19 protein-coding genes and 1 pseudogene are annotated in these 23,043 nt (G+C 44.7%); 6 read left to right on the top strand and 14 right to left on the bottom strand.

Features of this window, described 5'->3' with window-relative positions; genetic code table 11:
• Positions 1 to 225: 225 nt before the first annotated feature.
• The 6 genes from VZF35_RS01065 to VZF35_RS01090 all read right to left on the bottom strand — a co-directional run bounded on the left by VZF35_RS01065 (position 226) and on the right by VZF35_RS01090 (position 6,500).
• Positions 226 to 426, bottom strand: a complete 201-nt coding sequence (locus tag VZF35_RS01065; protein ID WP_407310175.1) for a CopZ family metallochaperone — start codon at positions 424 to 426, stop codon at positions 226 to 228.
• 183 nt (positions 427 to 609) lie between these two features.
• Entirely contained in the window at positions 610 to 3,309 is a 2,700-nt protein-coding gene (locus VZF35_RS01070; protein WP_407310177.1) for a heavy metal translocating P-type ATPase, read from the bottom strand.
• Between the two features lie 28 nt (positions 3,310 to 3,337).
• On the bottom strand, positions 3,338 to 3,682 hold the full coding sequence (locus VZF35_RS01075; RefSeq protein WP_407314871.1) for a metal-sensitive transcriptional regulator: 345 nt from the start codon (positions 3,680 to 3,682) through the stop codon (positions 3,338 to 3,340).
• Between the two features lie 232 nt (positions 3,683 to 3,914).
• Positions 3,915 to 4,262, bottom strand: a complete 348-nt coding sequence (locus VZF35_RS01080; protein ID WP_407310179.1) for a cupin domain-containing protein — start codon at positions 4,260 to 4,262, stop codon at positions 3,915 to 3,917.
• Positions 4,263 to 4,373: 111 nt separating this feature from the next.
• Positions 4,374 to 5,924 carry a histidine ammonia-lyase gene (hutH, locus tag VZF35_RS01085; RefSeq protein ID WP_407310181.1) on the bottom strand — a complete coding sequence of 517 codons (1,551 nt, stop codon included), beginning with the start codon at positions 5,922 to 5,924 and terminating at the stop codon, positions 4,374 to 4,376.
• 153 nt (positions 5,925 to 6,077) lie between these two features.
• On the bottom strand, positions 6,078 to 6,500 hold the full coding sequence (locus VZF35_RS01090; RefSeq protein WP_407310183.1) for a HutP family protein: 423 nt from the start codon (positions 6,498 to 6,500) through the stop codon (positions 6,078 to 6,080).
• 408 nt (positions 6,501 to 6,908) lie between these two features.
• On the opposite strand from VZF35_RS01090, the gene VZF35_RS01095 reads away from it, so the two are divergent.
• Together VZF35_RS01095 and VZF35_RS01100 are read left to right on the top strand one after the other, a co-directional pair.
• The gene (locus tag VZF35_RS01095; RefSeq protein WP_407310185.1) at positions 6,909 to 8,336 is read left to right on the top strand and encodes an amino acid permease; all 1,428 of its coding nucleotides are present in this window, start codon (positions 6,909 to 6,911) and stop codon (positions 8,334 to 8,336) included.
• A gap of 133 nt (positions 8,337 to 8,469) precedes the next feature.
• Positions 8,470 to 10,074: pseudogene (locus VZF35_RS01100) on the top strand (IS1182 family transposase).
• A 201-nt stretch (positions 10,075 to 10,275) separates the two neighbouring features.
• Here VZF35_RS01100 and VZF35_RS01105 read toward each other — a convergent pair.
• The 6 genes from VZF35_RS01105 to VZF35_RS01130 form a co-directional block, all read right to left on the bottom strand.
• On the bottom strand, positions 10,276 to 10,554 hold the full coding sequence (locus VZF35_RS01105; RefSeq protein WP_407310186.1) for an SHOCT domain-containing protein: 279 nt from the start codon (positions 10,552 to 10,554) through the stop codon (positions 10,276 to 10,278).
• Positions 10,551 to 10,733, bottom strand: coding sequence for an SHOCT domain-containing protein (locus tag VZF35_RS01110; RefSeq protein ID WP_407310188.1), 183 nt, complete (start codon positions 10,731 to 10,733; stop codon positions 10,551 to 10,553). The genes VZF35_RS01105 and VZF35_RS01110 overlap by 4 nt, the downstream gene beginning before the upstream one ends.
• 689 nt (positions 10,734 to 11,422) lie before the next feature.
• On the bottom strand, positions 11,423 to 13,198 hold the full coding sequence (locus VZF35_RS01115) for an acyl-CoA dehydrogenase family protein (protein ID WP_407310190.1): 1,776 nt from the start codon (positions 13,196 to 13,198) through the stop codon (positions 11,423 to 11,425).
• Positions 13,199 to 13,436: 238 nt separating this feature from the next.
• Positions 13,437 to 14,594: a thiolase family protein gene (locus VZF35_RS01120; RefSeq protein ID WP_407310192.1), complete on the bottom strand. Its 1,158-nt coding sequence runs from the start codon at positions 14,592 to 14,594 to the stop codon at positions 13,437 to 13,439.
• Positions 14,595 to 14,605: 11 nt separating this feature from the next.
• Entirely contained in the window at positions 14,606 to 16,993 is a 2,388-nt protein-coding gene (locus VZF35_RS01125; RefSeq protein WP_407310194.1) for a 3-hydroxyacyl-CoA dehydrogenase/enoyl-CoA hydratase family protein, read from the bottom strand.
• A 39-nt stretch (positions 16,994 to 17,032) separates the two neighbouring features.
• On the bottom strand, positions 17,033 to 17,632 hold the full coding sequence (locus VZF35_RS01130; RefSeq protein ID WP_407310196.1) for a TetR/AcrR family transcriptional regulator: 600 nt from the start codon (positions 17,630 to 17,632) through the stop codon (positions 17,033 to 17,035).
• A gap of 276 nt (positions 17,633 to 17,908) precedes the next feature.
• Between VZF35_RS01130 and VZF35_RS01135 the strand changes: the two genes are divergently transcribed.
• The 3 genes from VZF35_RS01135 to VZF35_RS01145 all read left to right on the top strand — a co-directional run bounded on the left by VZF35_RS01135 (position 17,909) and on the right by VZF35_RS01145 (position 20,437).
• Positions 17,909 to 18,079, top strand: coding sequence for a hypothetical protein (locus VZF35_RS01135; protein ID WP_407310198.1), 171 nt, complete (start codon positions 17,909 to 17,911; stop codon positions 18,077 to 18,079).
• Between the two features lie 190 nt (positions 18,080 to 18,269).
• Complete coding sequence (locus tag VZF35_RS01140; protein ID WP_407314873.1) at positions 18,270 to 18,995, top strand: (Fe-S)-binding protein; 726 nt, start codon at positions 18,270 to 18,272, stop codon at positions 18,993 to 18,995.
• Entirely contained in the window at positions 18,995 to 20,437 is a 1,443-nt protein-coding gene (locus tag VZF35_RS01145; RefSeq protein WP_407310200.1) for a LutB/LldF family L-lactate oxidation iron-sulfur protein, read from the top strand. The genes VZF35_RS01140 and VZF35_RS01145 overlap by 1 nt, the downstream gene beginning before the upstream one ends.
• 190 nt (positions 20,438 to 20,627) lie before the next feature.
• Here the strand turns inward: VZF35_RS01145 and VZF35_RS01150 are convergent, their stop codons facing one another.
• Entirely contained in the window at positions 20,628 to 20,948 is a 321-nt protein-coding gene (locus VZF35_RS01150; protein ID WP_407310202.1) for a hypothetical protein, read from the bottom strand.
• On the opposite strand from VZF35_RS01150, the gene VZF35_RS01155 reads away from it, so the two are divergent.
• Positions 20,881 to 21,147: a lactate utilization protein C gene (locus VZF35_RS01155; RefSeq protein WP_407314875.1), complete on the top strand. Its 267-nt coding sequence runs from the start codon at positions 20,881 to 20,883 to the stop codon at positions 21,145 to 21,147. The two genes, VZF35_RS01150 and VZF35_RS01155, sit on opposite strands and share 68 nt — an antisense overlap.
• Before the next feature lie 115 nt (positions 21,148 to 21,262).
• Here VZF35_RS01155 and VZF35_RS01160 read toward each other — a convergent pair whose 3' ends face one another.
• Positions 21,263 to 22,939 (bottom strand): ABC1 kinase family protein, encoded by a 1,677-nt coding sequence (locus tag VZF35_RS01160; RefSeq protein ID WP_407310204.1) that lies wholly within the window; start codon positions 22,937 to 22,939, stop codon positions 21,263 to 21,265.
• Between the last annotated feature and the right edge of the window lie 104 nt (positions 22,940 to 23,043).

The raw sequence follows: 23,043 nt of genomic DNA on the forward strand, positions 1-23,043 counted from the left end.
CCACGTTATTCCTTTATGTTATTCCTTTATTTCCTTCCTGAATCGAGAAAAACTCAAAATAAAACAAATGAGAGAGTAGAATCAGCAATTATTTCTGTAGATTTTACTCTCAATTTTTTCTCGAAAGTGAAAAGGAGCTGTCCTTTACATGAATGTCCTCAGACATCATTATGAGACAGCACCTTAAGTCCGATCATTTATTGTAGCTTTGCTCTTTATGAAGTTCTACTCGACCACGGTATACCCTGCGTCTTGCACCGCTTTAACAAGGCTAGCGCGCTCCACATCTCCTGTGACAACCGCTTCTTTGGCTGCGAGATCGACTTTAACACTTTCAACCCCACTGACCGATTGCAAAGCTTTTTCTGTTCTCATCTTGCAATGATTGCAAGTCATGCCTTCAACTTTCAGGATGGTTTGGCTCATTTTATTCACCTCCGTTTCTACAGAAGTCAGAGGTCAGAGGCCGGAAGCCAGATGACAATTAACTTCATACACAGCATTAGACTTTTATACTTTCTCTCAAAAGCAGATTGATATGCTTTGTGAGAAAAATGAGCGTTTAGATTTTAAAGGTTGGAACCTAGAATGTTAGCCATAGACAATCACTTAGGTGGTTAACACTTTGTCATACCGCCTTAACATCAGCGAACTGGTTACCACAGAAACGGATGAAAAGGCCATGGCCAGTCCAGCCCACTCAGGAGGTAATAGCTGTCCGGTCAAAGGATAGAGAATCCCTGCCGCGATGGGAATTCCGATCGTGTTATAAATCAGCGCCCAAAACAGATTTTGTTTGATTTTGCCAAGAGTTTTCCGTCCCAAGCGAATCGCCCGTTCCACATCGAGGAGGTCATTGCGTACTAAAACCACATCGCCGGTTTCCTTAGCAACATCCGTTCCAGAACCGATAGCAATTCCCACATCGGATTGAGCTAAGGCCGGAGCGTCGTTAATTCCATCTCCGACCATGGCTACCTTGTACCCTTGCTCTTGATATTTCTTAATAATATTGATCTTGTCTTGGGGCAAGATTTCAGCTACGACATCATCAATTCCGACTTGCTGACCGACAACTTGAGCAACCTTCTTATTGTCCCCAGTAATCATGAATGTCTTTAAACCCAGATGGCGCAGCCTGTCGAGGGCTTCTTTCGTGCTCTCTTTAACGACATCGGCCAAAGCGATCAAACCGATCACTTTTCCGCCTAAGGCAATAAAGCTTGTTGTTCTCCCCAATTCAGCCAGGCGCAGAAAATCCCTTCGGGCCTCCTGAACATCCACCTGATACTTCTCCATCAGTTTAAGATTACCAATCAGTAGCTGCTGTCCAGCGAACAAGCAGGTAACTCCATAGCCGGCCTCTTCACGATAATCGGACACTTCTTGAATCCTCAACTGTTCTTGCTTAGCCGCTGAGACAACAGCCTGAGCCAGAGGATGAATTGAGGGATTTTCCCCTGCAGCCGCAACATTAAGAACGTCATGTTTTGTATAGGAAGCAAAAGGAATAATATCCGTTACTTCGGGAGTTCCTTTAGTCAAGGTCCCGGTTTTGTCAAATCCGATCACTTGCAAATGAGCAATCCCTTCGAGGACAGCTGCGGATTTGAATAAAATACCCCGATTTAAGCCAACACCGCTGCCCACCATAATGGCTGTCGGTGTCGCCAGACCTAAAGCACAGGGGCAGGCGATTACCAAGACTGCGATAGCCGCGGTAAAAGCAAAAACAAAGGTACTGTGCAGGGCTAAATACCAGATTATAAACGTAAGGATAGAAATTGAGACTACTATGGGGACAAAATAATTGGAGATCGTATCTGCTAAACGCTGAATAGGCGGCTTGACTCCTTGGGCATCTTCGACCATTTTGATAATTCCGGAAAGGACAGTATCTTGACCTGTTTTGGTAGTTCGTACTTTTATACTCCCTGAACGGTTAATCGTAGCTCCGATGACAGCATCTCCTACACCTTTATCAACGGGAATAGATTCCCCTGTCAACATCGCCTCATCAATACTGGCTTGACCTTCAACAATCTCCCCGTCAATGGGGATTCTTTCTCCGGATTTTACGAAGACAAGATCTCCAATTTTCAGATCGGATGCCGCCACTTCCTTTTCTTCACCGTTGACTAGTAAATGTGCTCTATCTGCCTGCAGCTCGAGCAATCGCTTTAAGGCTTGTCCCGCTCGACCTTTGGCTTTAGCTTCCAAATACTTGCCAAAACGCACGAAGGTAATCAGTAAGGCTGACGTATCAAAGAAATTGGGGCCTTCAAAGAACAGCGCTGGAAAGAACATATGCAAAGTTGTCATCAAGCTATACCCATACGAGGCTGTAATTCCCAAAGCGACTAAAACGTCCATATTAGCAGAGCGATTTTTCAAGGCATGATACGCTCCGCGATAAAATGTCCAACCAGCGGTAAACTGAACAATCGTAGCCAAAGCAAGGATCGTGTACATCAACAGTCTCGCCATGGGGAGATACATAAGAGGCATAATCGGCAGTGAAAGGACTGCACTAAAAATAAGCCAATTGCGCTGTTGGATAGCAATACGATCATCTTGGTTTTCGGTCTTAGACTCGTGAGGCGTGTATCCGGCATCTCGAACTTGCTCAAAAATTTCTCGCAGCGTGACAACGCTTGGATCGAAATCCACTGTGACTGTTTCGGTGGCAAAGTTGACAGCAGCGTTTTGAACTCCTGCTGTTCCTTTAAGTTTTTTCTCAATGGCTAGGGCACAATTGGCGCACGTCATGCCGCCCACTTTAAATTGTTGCCTCCCCGCCTCCTCGCTTTGAGCAGCATACCCTAGATCCCTAATTTTAGCCAAAAGAACCTCTTCTTGAATTAGATTAGGGTCTATGGCCACAGTTAGCTTTTCCGTGGCAAAATTGACAGCGGCATGGTTTACCCCCGGCATGTTCTTAAGGCCTTTTTCAATCGTCAAGGCACAATTCGCACAGGTCATACCACTAATCTTAAACTGTTGCTTTCGTTCCTCGGCTACTGCTGTTAAGACCTTCTCTCCAGGAATAATATTCGAAGTATCTGCAATTCTGAGGCTGTCGATAGGTTCCAAGGAATATCCGGCTTCTTCAATTTGCTGCCGCAAAGTTTCTATGCTTACTAAAGCAGGGTTCCAAACAAAGGTCGCCTTAGAATCCTCTAAGGCGACTTGTACCTCTTCGATACTAGGCAATCCCTCAAGAATCTTGGTGACATGATTAACACAGTGCTGGCAGGACATACCATAAACTCCGATAGTTTTTTCTTCTCGAATCAATTCTTCCGTCATTTTAATCCCTCCTCTCGCCGAGTTCAATTTAGCGGATCATACGAAAAATTGTTTTCAGGACTTCATCAATAACCTCTGATTCTCCGTTTTGAAGCTGTTCTTTCACGCAAGACTTCATGTGCTTCTCCAAAAGCAAGCGTGCGGCACCATCTAAGGCAGATTGAGCTGATGAAATCTGGTTTAGAATATCATCACAATAGACATGGCGTTCGATCATCCCTTTTATACCCCGAATTTGCCCTTCAATCCGGTTCATCCGAGTTATCAGTTCCTTAATTGTTTTATCGTCGTGATGGCTCATTCGTTCTCCGGAATTTTCCTCACCGCTCTCGCAGACCGGACACGAATGTTCCTGGGTTTCATCATTTTTCATTTTCATACGATCACCTCTTAGCAATATAGTATACCCCCCTATTCTATATGTCAAGAACCAGAGAAAACTCGACAGTTACTTTGATGCACTTATGCTTAGCATCTATGCAAGGATAATATTCGCTTTAAACGAAGTTACTTTCACTTTCTGACAATAAAAAAAGATTCATGCTCTTTCCACATGAATCTTTTACTTTTTTATGAATAATATCCGCTTTAAATGAAAATCTCTCTTATTTGTCTCCTTCTTCAGGAACAATACAAATCATGGAAAACAGCTCCTCACCTCGGTTAGAAAATTGATGCAGGGCATTTCCTGGAACATAAGCGTAAGAACCTGCTTCCACTTCATGATCTACCCCATCAAGGTGAAGAATCCCCTTCCCCCTTACAATATAGTTGATATGGGGCCAGGCGTGAGTGTGTTTTGGGGTATAACCGTCTGCCTCCAGATCAAAAACCCGCATGACATACCCTTCCCAGCCTTCTCGCGGAGACACGAGAACTTTTTTGAAAACATTTTTAACCGTATCCCCCTCGAGTTTAATTCTTAGAGCATCCTTCTCCCGCGCAACAATCATGTTTATCCCTCCCTACTCACTTGTCTATTCAACAATTCTACCTATGAGTTCGAACTCCTCTTTTGATTTTAGAAAAAACGATGCTTTACCGGATATCATCATTCAAACTGCTTAGTCCTCAAGGCTGGCCTGAACAGAAGCCACGAGCTTTCCTGAGGAGACTAATTCCTTGGCTGCTTGAATATCCGGATACATGATGCGATCCTCTCGAAGCATGCTCACTTTGGACCGAACAAGCCGATATGCGCCGATACTACCCTTACCTAACCGAAGTTCTCCGGATCTTTCCCTTAAATCAACGCCCTGACAGGCTGCCAAAAGTTCCATTGCCAAAACGTTCGCAGCATTGTCTATAATAGTTCGGGCTTTGCGGGCAGCAATCGTCCCCATGCTGACATGATCTTCCTGGTTGGCCGAAGAAGGTATTGAATCGACACTCGCGGGATGAGCTAAAATCTTGTTTTCCGAAACTAAGGATGCCGCAGAGTATTGTACAATCATAAAACCAGAATTCAGACCACCATCTGGAGTGAGAAAGGCCGGCAAACCACTTAGATTTGGATTCACCAAACGCTCCAGGCGACGTTCGGCGATATTCGCCAGTTCCGCTGCGGCAATTCCGAGAAAATCCATCGCTAAAGCGATGGGTTGTCCGTGAAAATTCCCTCCTGAAAACACTTCCCCAGCGTCGGGAAAAATCAAAGGATTATCCGTCGCCGAATTCATCTCAGTTTGGACAATTTTTTTCACATACTCCAGAGCATCTTTTGAAGGGCCATGAACTTGGGCAATACAGCGCAGGGCGTAGGCATCTTGAACGCGGGGACGTTGCTTTCCGGCTACATACGTACTTCCGAAGGTGAGTTGGCGAATTTGTTCTGCCGTCTCCATTTGTCCGCGATGAGGACGCACGGCATGTATCTTCGGATCAAAGGCGTCAAGGATTCCTTCCAAGGCCTCCATTGACAACGCTGCCGTAATGTTAGCGGACTTCCAAAGTAACTCCGCATCCCAAACAGCCAGAGCAGCAATCGCCGTCATAATTTGAGTTCCATTTATTAAAGCTAAGCCTTCTTTACCTTCTAAAGCCACTGGCTCAATTCCGGCAAGAGCTAAGGCCTCGCTTCCTTTCATCCGTCGTCCTTGATAGAAGGCCTCTCCCTCACCCAACAGAACTAAAACCATATGGGATAACGGGGCCAAATCTCCGCTCGCCCCAAGTGACCCTTTCTCCGGAATGACCGGAACAATCCCGGTATTTAGTACTTTAAGCAGTGTCTCTAAGGTAGATAATCGAATACCTGAAAACCCTTTGGCCAAGGCATTAGCACGCAGAAGTAAGATTCCTCTTACAACTTCTGCCGAAAGAGGTTCTCCTACTCCAGTGGAATGACTCATAATTAGGTTTCGCTGGAGCTTTTTAGCATCATCTGTAGAGATCACGACATTACTAAACATACCAAAGCCCGTGGTGATCCCATAGACTGATTTATTATCCTTAATTAATTGTTCGACAAATTCTCTGGATTTTAGGACCTTCTCTTTGGCTTCGGTCTTTAAAACCGCCTTGGCTCCGTGTCTAGCTACTGCAACCATCTGCTCCAAGGTCAGAGATTCACCATCCAATTCAACCTCTAATTGTTCCGTTAAAATCTCACTCATCTTTATTCCTCCCTAAACTAAGAGCAACGAAAAAGAGGATTAAGCTATAAACCTTCGTCTACAGCTTAGCCCTCTATCATCTAACATCTCTGAGCATACCCTATTCTATTGCAATTTTTACGATTTCATACGATCTTTCACCGTATTTTAGCCTTACAAATGATTAATCCCCAGCCCACAGACCTCATGTTCATGTCCCTTAATTGGAGCTCCAATCATCCCATACATCCCGACGGCAATCCAGAGGTCATCCTTATCCGAAAGTGTTCGCGGACCTATGAGAATTGCAAAGCGGAGACCTACCGTTCGCAAAACATTGCCCAATTGTATCGGGCCGCGTCCTAACCCTTGAAGGGCGTCTAAGATGGCATGGTAGAGCGCATGTTGAGAGCGATATCGCTCATCAACAAGTCCTTCTCGCTTGGCAGCAGTCTCAACTGCCGCAATGATTTTTTGCACGTCCATAGAACCAACTTTACCAGTAGCTACAAGAAAACCTTTTTCCCGAGCGGAGCTGACGTAGGCCTCAATGAGGTCTCCTTCAGCCATGGCTATTAATAAGGCTATTTTCCCCAAGGATGAACATTGCTCTATCATAAACTCTGACACGCTCTCCAAACTCAATTTAGATTCAATCTTTCAGCTATATTAGCCGAAGTCATTAGAATTTTCTCTAAATCCGATCAGCTAACCCTACTCTTATCATAGCCGAGAAACGGACCGCCTACAATATCAATTTAGGAATAATTTTCGTTTAGGTTTTCTTTAAGACTAACCTTGGGGTATTTATTATGAGACTCAAATCATCATCCCGACAAAGTATAGAATATCAATTTTCGGACATGGTATTATATAGTGCTCTATAGCACGCTACATTTTCTAGAATCAACTTGATTTATTTCACAGAATTCAAAAGGAATTATGCGTATTGTGTCGAATTATAGCTTAATACTGCCTCAAACAAATCTATAATACTAATACAGAATGGAGTGGTCAGTTATTAACAGTCTCTCTCGCAAAAAGTCTATTTCACAGCTTTTGTCCGAAACACAAGGCAGAGATGGACTTAAAAAGACCCTTGGTGCTTTGGATCTCACAATGCTAGGAATTGGTGCCATCATCGGTACTGGTATTTTTGTGCTTACAGGAGTAGCAGCTGCCAAATACGCTGGTCCAGGCCTTATTCTCTCATTTATTATTTCAGGTATAGCTTGTGCTTTTGCTGCCTTGGTTTATGCTGAGTTTGCCTCGTCCGTTCCGGTTGCAGGAAGTGCTTATACTTACAGCTACGTTTCTCTCGGTGAATTTATGGCTTGGATTATCGGATGGGATTTAATGCTCGAGTACTTGCTTGCAGCCAGTACCGTCTCCATCGGTTGGTCAGGCTACTTCCAGATGCTGCTTAATGGGTTCGGAATTCATCTGCCGGTATGGGCTTCAGGAGCCTTAGGTACTGCTCCAGGTGCTGTTTTCAATCTTCCTGCAGTAGCTATAGCTTTAATCATTACCCTCTTATTATCTTTAGGCGTGAAAGAAGCAGCCCGTTTCAACAACATTATTGTCTTCGTTAAACTGGGCGCCGTTTTACTCTTTATTCTTGTCGCTGTCTGGTATGTCAAACCTGCTAATTGGAGTCCTTTCCTTCCTTTTGGTGTCAAAGGAGTGTTGGGCGGAGCAGCTGTTGTATTCTTCGCTTATATTGGCTTTGATGCAGTCTCCACCGCTGCGGAGGAGGTTAAAAATCCTAATCGTGATATGCCAATTGGGATTATTGCTTCTTTAATTGTCTGTACTGTTTTATACATTGTCGTTTCTCTCATCTTGACAGGCATTGTTCCTTATCAGCTTCTTGATGTTGCTGCGCCGGTTGCCTTTGCTCTTTCTTTTATTCATCAAGACTGGGCCGCCGGTATCATTTCCTTAGGTGCCATCGGAGGAATTACCACCGTCCTACTCGTTATGCTTTATGGACAAACTCGTGTTTTTTTCGCTATGAGTCGGGATGGCTTGCTGCCTAAGATTTTTTCCAACGTACACCCAAAGCATAAAACTCCTTTTGTAAGCACCTGGCTGACTGGGATTGTGGTTGCTGTCATCGCAGGGATTACACCCATCAATACTGTTGCGGAATTAGTGAATATCGGTACCCTTTCTGCTTTTGTACTCGTTTCCATTGGGGTTATTATTTTGCGGAAAACTCAGCCGGATCTTCCTCGTTCATTCCGTGTCCCCTGGGTTCCCTTGATTCCGATTTTAGCTGCAGTGTTCTGCTTATTTCTGATGTTTCAACTTCCTTTGATAACCTGGATCCGCTTCTTTGTATGGTTAATCATAGGCTTTGGTATTTATTTTGGTTATGGCATTCATCACAGCGTTCTTGGCAAAGCAGATCTTTCAAAACAACTTAAATAAATGACCTAAAAACTAATTGAAAAGGGGGCGTTGCAAAACGAACTAAAATAGTTCGTAAGCAACGCCCCTTTTTTCCTACTAGAAACAAAACTGCAGGTCCCAAAGAACCCGCAGTTGTCGTATAATTTGAGTTATGCTAACAACCAAATTACACTCTAAAAATTATACTGAATTAAGTGGACACTATCAATTAGTTCTACCATTTAATTTTGATGTGTTAATACCGGAGGATGACTCAGTTCGACTGCTAAGCCACATTTTGGAGGGATTGAATTACGAAGCGTTGTATCAGGCCTACTCTTCCACTGGAAGAAAACCTGTAGTCGAACCCAAAATCCTGTTCAAAGTAGTAGCCTATGCCTATATGAACAACATTTACTCAAGCCGCAAGATTGAAGTTGCTTGTAAAAGAGACATTAACTTCATGTGGTTGTTGGAAGGATGCAAGGCACCAGACCACAGCACCCTTGCTCGATTTCGGAAGAACTATTTAAAGGAATCCATAGAAGACCTCTTTTTCTAAATGGTGACGTATTTACACAAGCTTGGGGAAGTAGAGTTTAAGAACCTTTTTGTCGATGGAACAAAAATTGAAGCCAATGCTAACCGTTATACGTTTGTCTGGAAGAAAGTCGTTACTAAGAATGAGACCAAAATGTTCTTGAAAATTCAATCCTGTCTTGAGGAGATCAATTTGACCTATCTAAAGGACTTCAAGGCAACCAAAGAAACGTTACTTAAGGACCTTAAGGCGGCCCTCTCCTACCTAGAAGAAAAACGTCAGCAAGAGCAGATTGAATTTGTCCATGGTATTGGAAAACGGAAATCAGAGCTACAAAAGTTTACAGAAGACCTGAAGGAATTCTATACCCGTCAAGAAAAGTACAACAGACATCACCAATTCTTCGAAGGAAGAAATAGCTACTCCAAAACCGATCCTGATGCGACCTTCATGCATATGAAAGATGACCATATGCGCAACGCTCAGTTAAAGCCGGCTTACAATGTTCAGATTGGCGTGGAAAGTGAATATGTAACAGGGGTTGGGATTTTCCAGGATCGTAACGACATAGCCACACTCATCCCTTTCTTAAACACGCTGGAATCTAAACTACAGGCCCATTATGAAAATGTTACTGCAGACTCTGGTTATGAGAGTGAGGAGAATTATCTTTATCTCGAAGGGAAAAAGCAGACCTGCTACATAAAGCCGCAAACCTATGAACAATGGAAAAAGAAACGCTTCAAAAAGGATATCAGCAAGCGAGAAAACATGGTTTACAATGCAGAAATGGATGAATACACCTGTCATAACGGAAAACAACTCAAACTAGTGGGAATTACCCATCGAACATCGGCAACGGGCTACCGATCTGAAATCACGATCTATGAATGTGAAGACTGCCGTGATTGTCCTTGTAAAAGTCAATGTACAAAAGCTAAAGGCAATCGAAGAATGCAAGTATCTAAAACGTTTGTGGCCAAACGCCAGGTATCGTACGGAAACATTACCACCGAAAAAGGGAGACTACTCAGAGTAAATCGATCCATACAGGTCGAAGGAGCCTTTGGGGTACTCAAAAATGACTATAACTTTAATCGCTTTTTGACACGAGGTAAAAACAGTGTAAAAACTGAATTTATGCTGCTGTGTTTTGGGTATAACGTGAATAAACTTCACGCTAAAATACAGAATGAACGAATTGGTAAACCCCTTCATCCATTAAAAACGGCTTAAAAAGGGGTCGAAAAAACAGTCTCATCTAGAAGGCTTATTTTGCTATACACAAATTTAAGTAGAAAATAGAGATTGAGCATTGCAATCAAACCACTTAATATTTTCCACAGTAAAAAGAAATGGGGAGCATCGCTTGCTACTTCAAAATAGTAGTTTTGCGACACTCCCTTAATGTTATCTCCTCAAAATTAAATCGAGACTTTAATTCTTAAGATCTTGGTTCCGACGTTGAAACTCCTCAGTATCAATTTCACCTAAAGCATAGCGCTCACGCAGGATTTTCAAAGCTGGATCATTTTGTTTTCGATACAGACGAACCCTAGCACCATGACGACGTAAGAAGATAACTCCTAAGAGAATTAAAACAATCAGAAAAATAAGATGGGCTGCCAGCGGGATGAATGCTAGCCAACCGCTATGGGCATTAAATACCATCCCCTGACCATATCCACGCATTATATTACCGCCGCCGTGCATCATTTTTTAATGGCCCCTTCCTCTAATGTCTTCTTGCGCTCGTTGAATTCTTCAGAATTAATCTCACCGCGGGCATATCGTTCGCGAACGATGTCAAGAGCATCTCGACGAGTGTCAACCGTTTGATAAAAATGACAACCACCTTTATGATAATGAAAAAAGACACCGATACATAGCAACACGAACAGGAATCCTAACATATAGCTTCCTCTCTTTCTACCTATTTGGAAATGACTTAAGTTCAAGACACTTTGATCCTATGTAAATGTATTATACAGAATCCACTAAACTAATAGGTGTGTTATTTGTGAATTTAACGTTAAAATTTTATCTGCTTTCTTGACATGCGCACAAGAAACTGTCTCGAAACGTTCTATCTAAAACAAAAGACTTGATTCCTTTCCAGGGGATCAAATCTTTGAGTTTTCATAACTTATTTTACGGTACATAGTTAAACATTAAAGCGCTCAACTTCCTGCCGAAGCGATCGACCCGATCCGATTCGATTGTTCGGCCAACTCCTCTATTCTTCTCATTGATTTATTGACCGAATCGTTAGTTTCCTCCATGGACGTCACGATATCGGACAGCTTAGTAAGGCCCTCTTGGGAATTCTTATCTGAGTTTAACTAATATTATTGGTACCTTGAGTTGAACCGTCTTTACGGCCTTTCATGTTACCTTTCTCCCTTCTATTACTAATAGCTATACTTCGGGAAATGATAAAGACGATTTTAACTATTCAAGAAATTATAAGGAAACTTTTACCATAAACATTACTTAAATTAAAGTACGCGAATAGGCCATGTCATACTCGACAATGGCCTATTTTCTTTGCGAGGGAGGAAAAGCTTTAACCTTTACCCTACAATTAGAGAGTCGGGTAACTTTCTTTATCAATGACATAACGAGCAATTTCTTGACGCAATTCAATCATATCGATCGTTGGGCGGCGAAGGAGTTTACGCATACCGGCCATCACTGTACTCAGTGAATCTCCTTTTTCAACGGCGCAAAGCACTTCTTTAGCGTGTTGTTCAAGAAGGTTGAACGCTTCAAACGTTCCCAGGGTTGCAGCTTTCTCGACGAAGGCTTTATGCCCATCGGGAACTTCTAGCTCTCGAACTTTAAGGGCCCGTAAAACAGCACTCTCCATGGAATATACTTGAAGGACCATTTCTGCCATACCTATTAAAACAAATTGGTTGTCCTTTAACCCAACCCCTAAATTTTGGGCCGCCAATCCGGCAACCATTAAGCATAATTTTTTAGCTTTTTGAACCAACTGATGAAGCCCCTCAAGTCCTTCAGCTTCATTACTCAAGCCACTTGTCATGAGGTCTTTGCTCACCGACTTAGCTGCTTGAAGTAAAGGAAGTTCTCCTGTCATCGCCCGTTTCAGCAAGGTCCCGGGAACCAGCAAACGGTTTATCTCATTGGTCCCTTCAAAGAGGCGATTGATGCGGGAATCGCGATACATGCGCTCAATCGGATATTCCTGAATAAATCCATATCCTCCATGAATCTGAACTCCTTCATCTGCGGCATAATCCAACACTTCTGAGGCTAAGACTTTATTGAGAGAGCATTCGATAGCATATTCTTCCAGCACTTTGCCTGCTTCCTTACGGCAATCTCCCGTTAAATCGAGTCCATGAAATCCGTTTTCCATAAGCCCTGCTGTACGATACACAACACTTTCCGCCATGTAGGTTTTAGCAGCGATTTCAGCAATCTTGGTTTGAATTGCCCCAAAGGCATTAAGGGGAACGCCAAATTGTTTGCGTTCGGAAGCATATTTTAAAGCTGTCTCTAAGACCAGGGCGGCACTCCCAATGGCTCCCGCGGCCAATTTGAAGCGACCGACATTTAAAATGTTAAAGGCCACAACGTGACCACGTCCAACTTCTCCAACGACATTTTCCACCGGCACTAAAACGTCTTGCAAGATAACTTGGCGAGTGGATGACCCTTTTATCCCCATTTTTTTCTCTTCAGGGCCTAAGGACAATCCGGGATAGGTGCGCTCGACAATGAAATTGGTTAATTTGCCGTCAACTTTGGCATAGACCAAAAATACATCAGCAAATCCTGCGTTCGTAATGAACTGTTTCGTTCCATTAAGACTATAGTGTGTACCCTCTGCATTGAGCACAGCCGTGGTTTTAGCACCTAAAGCATCGGACCCCGAACCTGGTTCCGTTAAGCAGTAAGCAGCGATTGTTTGCCCTGTCGCAAGACCTGGAAGGTACTTAGCTTTCTGTTCAGGTGTTCCAAAATAAACAATAGGCAAAGTGCCAATTCCCGTATGGGCAGCATAGGAAACGGCGAAGGAACCGCCACGGGGAACTTCTTCACCCACTACGACGGTCGAAGCCTTATCCAGGCTCAAACCGCCGAATTCCTCAGGGACTTCCAGGCCAAGGAGGCCCAATTCCCCGGCTTGACGCATATATTCCCGAACGACTCCTTCAACCTGTTCTTCGATTTCTTCGATCTTAGGTGCAACTTCTTTAACCATGAAATTGTGTGCCATCCGTTTAAGCTGCCTATGATCTTCATTTAATTCCTCACGAACATATACCTGCTCTGGTTTAACCTCCGCTAATAAAAATCCTCCGCCACGCAATTCTAACTCCATTGCCATATCCTCCTCTAATGTGAGTTAAGGGGACAGTTCTGATGTAACTCTAATAAGTGACCTACTTCAAGTAAAAACCGACCTTCTCCTCTCTTTTGGGTCGTGTATGTCTGATGTTCGAAGTTGACGAAGACATTCTCAAGTTCCAGCTCTCCAAACTCAGAACATCATACTTCGGACATTATCTCCTACACGATCTTCAGGTCGTAAGAAGGTAGGATTCTTCTTGTATCCTAAGCAAATACTACAGTAACTCGTATACCCCGGCTGCACCCATCCCGCCGCCAATGCACATGGTAACCATGCCATATCTCAGCTTACGCTTTCCAAGTTCATGCAATAACGTAGCCGTTAGCTTAGCACCAGTACAACCGAGGGGATGGCCGAAGGCGATTGCTCCCCCATTGACATTTACTTTAGCCATATCTATGTCCAGCGTCTTGATGATCGCCAGCGATTGTGAGGCAAAGGCTTCGTTTAATTCGAAGAGGTCGATTTGGTCTAAGGTTAACCCAACTTGTTTCAGGACTTTAGGGATGGCCTTAATTGGTCCGATACCCATCAGCTCTGGTTCTACACCCGCCACAGCAAATCCGCGCCATACAGCCTTGGGTTTTACGCCCAGTGCTAATGCTTTGCGTTCAGAGGTGAGCAGGGTGATAGCTGCTCCATCACTGGTCTGGGATGAGTTCCCTGCCGTGACCGTGCCTCCGTTCATGAAAGCAGGTTTAAGTTTAGCTAAGGATTCCTGGGTAGCTTCTGGACGAATACCTTCATCTTTAGTGAACCATTTCTGCCCAGGTTTTCCCCAAGTCGGGAGAGGAATTGGTACAATTTCATCATCAAAACGTCCGCTGGTTTGCGCGGTGTAAGCTTTTTGATGGCTGAGAACAGCGAAAGCGTCTTGTTGACCCCGCGTGATTTCATATTTCTTGGCTACATTTTCTGCTGTGATCCCCATGGAAAGGTAAACTTCAGGAGCGTTGGCGATCATAAAGGGATTCGGTGCAGGTTTCCCTCCGCCCATAGGGACTATAGACATGCTTTCCGTTCCACCGGCGAGCATAACTTCGGCTTCACTCAAACGTATTCGATCGGCTGCCATGGAAATAGCTTGAAGTCCGGATGAGCAAAAGCGATTAATGGTGACTCCGGGGACATCTAAAGGAAGCCCTGCGCGCAGGGCCATGATTCTGGCCATGTTCATGCCTTGTTCCGCTTCAGGGAAGGAGCATCCGATGACACAATCTTCAATCTCTTCTGGCTGTAAGGCAGGCACTTGTTTAAGAACGTCCTGGATGACGTAAGCTCCGAGATCGTCGGGTCGAACTTGGGCCAGTGAACCTCGAGATGATTTACCGATGGCAGTACGCTTGGCTTCGATAATAAAGGCTTCTTGCATGCTTTTCCCCCCTAATTCCGTAAAGGCTTGCCTTTGGCGAGCATATGGCGGATCCGATCTTGGGTTTTTGGTTCACCAAGTAAACTCAAAAAGGCTTCTCGTTCTAAGTCCAAAAGAACTTGTTCATCGACAAGCATTCCAGCCGGACGATCTCCTCCGGTCATGGCATAAGCAAGTTTCTTGCCGAGGTGTTGGTCGTAGTCTGAAATATAGTTGCCTTGCCGCATTCCATAGAGAGCCAATTCCAGGGTGGCCCTTACTCCTGGCCCGCCTACTTTAATTTTAGTGGGTAAATTCGGCCTGAAGTTGTTCGCTAAATCGATAACACGTGCTTTAGCATCCATGATGACATGGTCCGAGTTCATACTATAACGGTCGTGATCGCGCAGGAAACCAAGTTGGCGAGCCTTTTCTGCACTTGTGGAGACTTGAGCCATGGCAACGGTTTCAAAACGTTTGCCGAAAAAGTAGTCTGGGGCAACTTGAATTCCCGGCAGGACTCCTTCCATCGCTCGAACAGCCATTTCCTTTGTTCCGCCGCCGCCCGGAATGAGACCCACACCAACTTCCACAAGGCCCATATAAGTTTCCGAAGAAGCTTGTATAGCATGGGAATGCAGACATATTTCCGCACCGCCGCCAAGTGTCATGCCAAAGGGTGCTGCTACGATGGGCTTTTTAGCGTATTTCATAGCCATCGTTTCATTTTGTAAAGCACGAATCATCAGATCGATTTCATCCCAGTTTTCTTCTTCAGCTTCTAAAAGAATCAGCATAAGATTTGCACCCACGCAGAAGTTCTTGCCTTGGTTGCCGATGACCATACCCAGATAGTTTTTCTCGACTTCAACAAGAGACTTTTGGATCATGGTGACGATGTCGGCTCCGATGGAATTGTTGGGTGAGTGGAATTCCAAGCAGGCTACTCCGTCTCCCAAGTCGATCAAGCTGGCACCAGAATTGTTGAGGATAGCTTTTCCCGCTTTGTGAGCCTGTTTAAAGGAGAAAGCATGCGGACTGACAGGTTTTTGTTGATACTCTCCAGCGTTGAAGAATGCTGTCTGTCCGATCTCATTTTTCCGATAGAAACTTCCATCCCCCTTGGCAAGCAGTTCTTGAACAACGGGCGGCAGGCTGCCTCCCTCAGCAATAATTCGCTCAGCAGTTGCTTTAACACCAAGCGCATCCCAAATTTCGAAAGGCCCCATCTCCCAGTTAAAGCCCCAACGCATGCCTTCATCTATGGCAGTGATGTCGTCGGCGATATCCCCGAGGAGATTCGCTGCATAAATCAGCACGGGTTTAAGGACATTCCAGGAGAATTCCGCCCCTGCATCTTGGCCGCTGACCAGCGTACGAAGTTTATCCTTGAGACTTCCGGCTGCCTTGGCTTTTTCCAGAGAAGCGAACTTCACGTCCTTTTTCGCAACATAGGTCATTGTTTGAGGATCGAGGACTTCAACGACTTTGCCTTGAGGTCCTTTGGACTTCTTATAGAAACCTTGTTTCGTTTTGTCACCCAGCCAGCCATTTTGCAGCATGACTTGCAAAAACTCTGGTAACCGGAAGTTTTCTTTTTCTGAAGGCACCCCAACCGCGACGGTATTCGCCGTATGCATAAACGTATCTAAACCAACGAGATCAACCGTACGGAAGGAGGCGCTTTTGGGACGTCCCATGACAGGTCCTGTTAAGGCATCAACTTCGTCGATGGATAACCCGGAACGCAGCATTTCTTGGAGAGTGACGGCCAAGCCATAGACTCCGATACGATTAGCGATAAAATTCGGAGTGTCTTTGGCTAGGATGACACCTTTACCCAAAACCCGCTCTCCAAATTCCGCTAAGTAGGCTACGATCTCCGGATCCGTATTCGGACCAGGAATTATTTCTAAGAGTTTCATGTAGCGTGGGGGATTAAAGAAGTGGGTACCCAGGAAGTACCGTGTAAAACTCTCTGGGAGACCTTCGACCATAGCTTTTAAGGAGATCCCTGAGGTATTAGAACTAACGATAGTGCCCGGACGAACATATGCTGCCACTTTCTTAAAAAGGTCCACCTTAATATCAAGGCGTTCGACGACGACTTCAATGACCCAATCAACTTCGCTTAAGCGGCTCAAATCGTCGCTTAAGTTCCCAACTTCTATTCGATCTGCAAACTCAGGAACGAATAGAGGTGCTGGATTTAATTTTTTCAAATTGGCCTTATTGGTTTCTGCGATGCTGTTGCGAATGTTTCGGTCCTCCAAGGTCAAGCCGGCTGCTTCATCTTTGACCGACAGTTTGGATGGGACTATATCCAACAACAGGCTTGGGATTCCGGCATTGGCTAAATGGGCGGCGATGGTGCTCCCCATCACGCCGGATCCCAATACCGCTACTTTACGAATTTGCATTTCCATCCTCCTCTCGTTTCTCTTCCAGGGTGACTCGGTTCATCTCTTGTGGTCTTTTCTTAACCGAAGCGCTCCTTCGAATAACGCTAACATAGGTTCAACTCCACTTTCTAAGGCTCGTGGGTTACGAGCCAGCACCCAATCAGTTGTGGCCTCATCTAAAGATCCAAAAATCATTTGACGAGCCACCCAGACATCGATTTTGGGAACTTCTTCATGGTCTATACCTTGTTGGATCACCTCCTCAATCAGCCTGAAATAATCTAACAAAGGACCGTTAATAGCTAAGCGCACACTTAAATTTGGTTGTCTAAGCTCTAATTGTGTAACGATAGCCAAAGAACGATTATGTTCCATGTAAGAAAAATGTGTTCGAACAATCGTCCTTAAACGCGCCTCGGTTGTCTGACACTGCGCTAATTCACTCCGAATACTGGCGATAAATTCGCCCATGCGTGATTGGAAAAGTCGAATTAGGATATCTTCCTTACTTTTGAAATATAAGTAAATCGTACCGTCGGCAACTCCCGCTAAACGGGCAATTTTAGAGACTTGGCATTGGTGGAATCCCGATTCTGCAATAGCTTCTATAGCAGCATCAAGGATCCGATCGAATTTCCCCTCGCGCTGCAGGCTCATGGAATCAACACTCCCCTTAGTAATTAAGGACTTTGAATGAATGCTCATTCATTAGCCATATAATATCATAGCTTAAATTAAAAATAAATAGATTTTTCAGAACTATTGTCAATTTTTTGGATTATTGCAAAATCTCTCGTTTAAAACAACTTCACCTTAAAAATCCCTGAATTTGAAGACACCCTAAATCTTGACAATCCACCGAACTTACGTATGATTGACCTTAGGGTTAAATGGAAAACTATAGACTGCGGATTGAAAGGCAAGGTCGTAATTATGAAGGTTAAAATTTTCAGTTCCCCCGATTCTCGAATCTTAGAGCAAAAAATCAATCAATGGCTGGAGGAAAACAGTTGGCTTAAAGTACTCAACCTCACTCAGAGTACGGGCGCCATGACGGTTATTTCTATTTGGTATAGTGAACCTGATGTCCCTATCCTTGGTTAATCTCAAACTTCTTTAGAACCTATCTGTAAAGAAGCTCTAGGCGTACACTGTCGCCTAGAGCTTTTCTTTGGAAATTTATCCTTTCCTTTTGAGAATCAAAAGCGTATGCTCCGCATCAAAATCTACGCAATTAGGAAATACTAACGTATAGCCTATGGGTGAAACGTCATTAACGAAGGGATGGTCGTTTATGAAAATTTCCCTCTTTGCCACTTGTCTGGCGAATGCCCTTTATCCGGACATAGATCTGACGATGGCAAAAATCCTTACATACTTGGGTCACACAGTCGATGTGCCCGAAGGGCAAGCCTGTTGTGGACAAATTGCCTTCAATTCCGGTTATTTCTCAGACGCTCGGGAAGTTGCCCGCACGCTGATTGATGCTTTTGAACGAAGCGAAGTCGTTGTAGGACCGAGCGGTTCTTGCCTTGCCATGATCCATCACTATTACCCTTTTCTCTTTGAGAATGATCCTATTTATCTGGCCAAAGCTAATGACCTGATTCATAAAAGCTACGAGTTTACTCAATTTCTGGTTGATGTCCTGCAGAAGCCCGATTTAGGCGCCAAATATAAAGCCAAGGCCACATATCATCCTTCCTGTCACGCTACCCGTCTGATGGGTATAAAAGACGCCCCCCTAACTCTTATCGAACACGTTCAAGGTCTTGAACTTCTCCCCTTGCCTGAGGCTCAATTATGCTGTGGATTCGGAGGTACCTTCTCAGTCAAGATGCCTAAAATCTCCGAAGCCATGGTCGCCGAAAAAGCTGAGCATGTCTTAGCCTCGGGAGCAGAGCTGCTTCTCGGTCTGGATATGGGCTGCTTAATGAACATTTCCGGCTACCTGGAGAAGATTAATAAACCTATTAAAACCATGCACATCATTCAGTTACTTGGGGAGGGGATGAAATAATGTCTACCTATAAACCTATTGTAGAAAAAAGAGTGGATTTAGCCCTAACCAACGATTTTCTGCGCAAAGCCACTCGGCGAGCCACAGACCGCTTGCGCCACAATAAGTATCAAGCAGCTGAAGAGTTAGGGGATTGGGAACAATGGCGTCAGGCCGGAGATACCATTCGCACCCACGTCATCGCTAATCTGGACTATTATCTTAAACAGCTCATCACCCAAGTCGAAAAAAACGGTGGTCATGTCCATCTTGCTAAAACTCCCTCCGAAGCGGTAGAAATCGTGCGCCAGATTGCCGGCGACCATGGTGCCAAAACCATTATTAAATCCAAATCCATGGTTTCAGAAGAAATCCATCTCAACCATGCTTTGGAACAAGATGGGATCAGTGTTGTAGAAACAGACCTCGGAGAGTACATACTTCAAGTAGCCGGAGAAGTTCCTTCTCATATCATCGTCCCTGCCATGCATAAGACCCGGCAACAAGTTGCCGATATCTTCGAACCCCTGGCCGGTCAAACCTTAAGTTCCGATACCCCGACTCTTACCCGGTTCGTACGCCAACAAATGCGCCAGAAATTTTTACAAGGAGACATTGGCATCACAGGTTGTAATTTTGCCGTGGCGGATACCGGCACTATCGTCATGGTTACCAACGAAGGAAATGGACGAATGGTGAGTACACTGCCTCGGGTCCAGATCACCCTTATGGGGATGGAACGCATTGTTCCCTCCTTCCGTGAACTTAGCGTTTTACTCAATCTCCTTGGTCGGAGTGCTACAGGACAACGGCTTTCCAGCTACACCACCATCCTCACACCCCCTAAGCAATCCACAGATGCCGATGGACCCGAAGAATTTCATCTTGTCATTCTCGATCATAATCGCTCTGAAATCCTCGGTGACCCCACCTTCCGCAAATCCCTAAATTGTATTCGCTGCGGTGCCTGTTTTAATGTCTGCCCAGTTTACCGTCAAATTGGAGGACACGCTTACGGATCAGTCTATTCTGGCCCGATTGGTTCTGTCATCACACCTCTTTTAGAAAAAGACTGGGAAAAATGGGGACACCTTCCCTACTTCTCCTCTCTTTGTGGTGCCTGCTCTGAAGCCTGCCCAGTTCGCATTCCTCTTCATGATCTTCTCGTTAAATTAAGAGCACGCAAAACTCTTACAGGACATACTCCCCAAATCGAAAAACGAATTTTCCAAGCCTATCGTTTTATGTTTACCCACGAAAAAACCTTACGTCAAGCACTGCGTCTCGGTGCACGGTTCCAATTTCCCTTCGTGCAGCATAATCGTATTGTCGGAGGCCCGCCTCCTCTCTCCAATTGGACCAAAAGCAAGACCTTGCCAATGGTCGCCTCTAAATCGTTTATGTACCTGTGGGAAGAAGCCAAGCGTAAAGGAACGATCCCTACCCCCGACTCCAAAGAGTAAAATGAGGTGAGAGCAATGACCAATACTAACGATTTTATCAGTCTCCTGGCATCCAAGCTCGGACGTTCCACTCCCAACTCCACCCCGGCCCTGGTGGTCTTCGACGTTCCTTCGTATCAAGTTCCTGACCAAGAACGAGCCACTACGTTTTTGAACAATTGGCAAGCCTTGGGCGGAAAAGGCGGAATCGTCAAATCTCCAGATGAAGCCGTAGGCCACCTTCAAGAATGGTTCGGTAATCTTTTCCTGGACCAGCCGAAACAACCGACCATCGTGAGCTGGAATTTGCTCCCCGCGTTCGCAGAATCTGCCTTTTCCAGCTTAAACTGGCCGCTTGTTCGTTATCCCCAGTCTGCCCCTGCGCCACACGATCGCCATATGTTAGCAGCTCAAGCTGAACTTGGCGTGACCGGGGCAGACTGGGCATTGCCCTCTCCGGCACGATTGTCACGAGCAGTAACCCCCAACGAGGCCGCGCCGTCAGTTTGCTTCCTCCACGACATCTGACCATCCTGGAAACCTCAAAACTCAGAAACAATCTTAGTGAAGTCTTGACCGAAGTTGCCGCCTCAGGAAACCCGCCTGCTGCCTTGGAATTTATCACAGGTCCCAGCCGAACCTCGGACATAGAAATGGATCTCTCTATCGGGGTACACGGACCGATTGAAGTCTATGTTCTCCTTGTCGACGATTCCAAAGGAATTGAGTAATGTAAGTGAGTAACCATAAAGAAGTCTACCTCAGTTGAAACAAACGAGGTAGACTTGTCATTTTCGGGAGGATTAGGTAAGTTCACTAACCTGGGCCAATGGAAACTCTTCAGCCTTAAAATTTCCCAGATTTAAAAATTGAAATAAATAACCAAATTAACATCAAGATCGCTACGCCAAATCCTATTTCAATCGCTGGGATTTGCCAAAGCATAATAGGCTGACGACCTAAAGCCGAGGCGATAATCAATCCCATCATTACGATGCTAAAGGACAAGAGTACAATACTAAAAGAAATTTGATTTGATATGCGGTCTAATTTGCGCAGAAACACATCTAATTCAGGAACACCCACATCCAGATGAATTTTGCCGCGTAAAACATCTCGCATCAAGGCCTTCATTTGTTTCGGGAGGTCTACCAAAAGTTCACTATAATCTGAGATGTTATGCCACACCCGACCCGCAATAGTACTTGGATAATAACGTTCCTTAAGCAGACGAAGCCCGAAAGGCTTCGCCATGTCCATAATACTCAGCTGAGGATCAAGTTTTTCCACGATTCCCTCTAGGAGCAATAAACATTTTGCTAATAAGGTAAAATCCGCAGGAATTCTGATCTGATGCCGGAAGGCAACCCCCAACAGATCTCCAACAGCGCCGCCTAAGCTAATCCGGCTCATGGGAACATCCATATACTTTTCCCGCAGCTCATCCACTTCTTTCGTCAGAAGAGGTAAATTGACATCCTCAGGAATAATCCCGATCCTCAAAATAGCTTGGATCATACTCTCAGTATTCTGGCGCATCATGGCAATGACCATAGAGGCAAAATTGTATTTCATTTCCTGAGTTAGTCTGCCGACCATGCCAAAATCGATAAGGGAGAGCACCCCTTCGGGTAAAAGTAAGATGTTCCCCGGATGTGGGTCCCCATGGAAGAACCCTTCAATTAATACTTGGTGAAAAAGCGCCCTCACCAGCTGCTCAGCAATGCCTTTGCGGTCATAACCTTTTTTATCAATCTCTTCAAACCGATTGAGCTTTATACCCTCCACGTACTCCATTGTTAGAACCTTTTGAGTTGAGTAATCCCAATAAATATCTGGTATGTGTATTGTTGAATCCTCTTTGAATTGCTTGGCAATTTTTTCGGCATTGCGGGCTTCAATGGTGTAATCAAGTTCATTGCGCAAGGATTTGGCAAATTCTTCGACAACCTCTCGTAATTGAAGGCGTTCCATCCGCACCATGCGATGCTCCGCCAAGGTTGCCAGATCCAGGAGAATTTCTAAATCAGTTTCAATTAACGCTTTAATATTGGGGCGCTGTACTTTTACGGCAACTCTTTCTCCCGACTGCAACTGAGCGCGGTGGACCTGACCGATGGAGGCCGCTGCAACCACCGTTTCTTCAAAGATCGTAAAAATCTCCTCAAGAGGAGATCCTAATTCTTCTTCAACAATTCGGCGCACTTCTTCAAAGGAAAAAGGCGCAACACTATCTTGTAATTTTACCAGTTCTGAAAGTATTTCCTCAGGAATTATATCCGCTCGTGTACTAGCGATCTGACCGATCTTAACATAGGTCGGACCCAGTTCCTCTAGGACTTGACGTATCCGCTCGCCCATCGACAAAGGATCTATTTCCTCCCAATCCGTGAAAAGTCGCTTGGGAAGGGAAAGCATATGTATAAGTCCGATCTCCTCCACAAAAAAACCAAATCCGTGACGAGCAAGGACTTTAGCGACATCTCGATACCGTTTTAAATGGCGAATTCTCTTTACGATCATCGTAACGTCCCCTCCGCTAGACTAAAATCAAAGAAAATATTTTAAATGGCGTTCAATTAACGAATCCTTGCTGTTCTAGAAATTATGTTATTTCTGAGTTAATC

The organism is Desulfosporosinus paludis (assembly GCF_045689965.1).
Taxonomy (GTDB): Bacteria; Bacillota; Desulfitobacteriia; order Desulfitobacteriales; family Desulfitobacteriaceae; genus Desulfosporosinus; species Desulfosporosinus paludis.